We start from the raw sequence: 1278 nt of genomic DNA, 5'->3' as shown, positions 1-1278 counted from the left end.
GAAAATAGTGTAGTGGTTATGGATAATGCAGCATTTCATAAAAGAGCAGATATTCTGGAGTTATTGGAACAACAAGGGCATAAAATTCTTTGGCTTCCTGCATACAGCCCTCATTTAAATCCTATAGAACAGATGTGGGCATGGGTTAAACGTAAGCGTAAAGAATGGTTGATCGACTCAGTCGATGAGTTATTTGTATTAGTTCAGACTTGATCGGACATTCTTCTTGAAAAAGAGAAAGTTACCCGTTTTGATAAAGGTGTCGAAATCTTAATCAAACAAAGGTAACTTTCTTATGTTGCATACTAACAATCAAATTATCAAACACAAAGTAGGCTTACTCAATTTAGCCGAAGAACTTCAGAACGTTTCTAGAGCATGCAAAGTGATGGGTGTCTCTAGAGATACTTTCTATCGCTATCAGGAGTTAGTACAGTCTGGTGACATTGATGCATTGATCAATAAGTCCCGTCGAGTGCCTAATCTAAAAAACCGTGTAGATGATGCTACAGAGCTAGCGGTCATTGATTTCGCAATTCAATATCCAGCTTATGGTCAGCATCGTACCAGTAACGAATTGCGCAAGAAGGGTGTATTTGTTTCAGGGAGTGGTGTTCGCTCTATTTGGCTCCGCCATGATTTGGAGAACTTTAAGAAGCGTTTAAAAGCTCTCGAAGCTAAAGTGGCGCAGGATGGTATCGAACTAAATGATCATCAGATTGCTGCACTTGAGCGTAAGCATGAAGATGATGTGGCATGTGGTGAAATAGAAACAGCTCATCCAGGCTATTTAGGTGCGCAAGATACCTTTTATGTCGGGAATCTCAAGGGTGTTGGACGGATCTACCAGCAAACATTTATCGATACTTATAGCAAGGTCGTTCATTGCAAGCTCTATACAACCAAAACACCAATTACAGCGGCTGATTTACTCAATGATCGTGTATTACCTTTCTATCAATCCCAGGATTTACCAATGCTTCGCATTCTTACAGACAGAGGAACCGAGTATTGCGGGAAGGTGGAACAACATGACTATGAGTTGTATCTAGCCCTCAATGACATTGATCACACGAAGACAAAAGCAGCTTCACCACAAACGAATGGGATCTGTGAACGCTTCCATAAAACAATACTGCAGGAGTTTTATCAAATTACATTTAGGAAAAAGGGCAGAGTAAAACTTGAAGTGCGACATAAACCACCTAATTAATTTAAAGGGTTTATGGAGTATATAAAATTGTCATACCATCATCTTAACTTTGAAGATCGTACTGC

1 protein-coding gene and 1 pseudogene are annotated in these 1278 nt (G+C 39.7%); both read left to right on the top strand.

Annotated features, from left to right (window positions below; translation table 11 throughout):
* The coding region (locus tag WFH18_RS17440; protein WP_336755368.1) for a transposase at nt 1–213 on the top strand (213 nt) is incomplete at its 5' end.
* An 82-nt stretch (nt 214–295) separates the two neighbouring features.
* Nucleotides 296–1171 (top strand): annotated as a pseudogene (locus WFH18_RS17435) (IS481 family transposase); the annotation flags it as partial.
* Nucleotides 1172–1278: the final 107 nt, after the last annotated feature.

Origin of the sequence: Acinetobacter sp. USHLN143 (genome assembly GCF_037145695.1) — a bacterium.
Classification (GTDB): domain Bacteria; phylum Pseudomonadota; class Gammaproteobacteria; order Pseudomonadales; family Moraxellaceae; genus Acinetobacter; species Acinetobacter fasciculus.
This window is presented reverse-complemented; position numbering and strand designations above follow the sequence as displayed.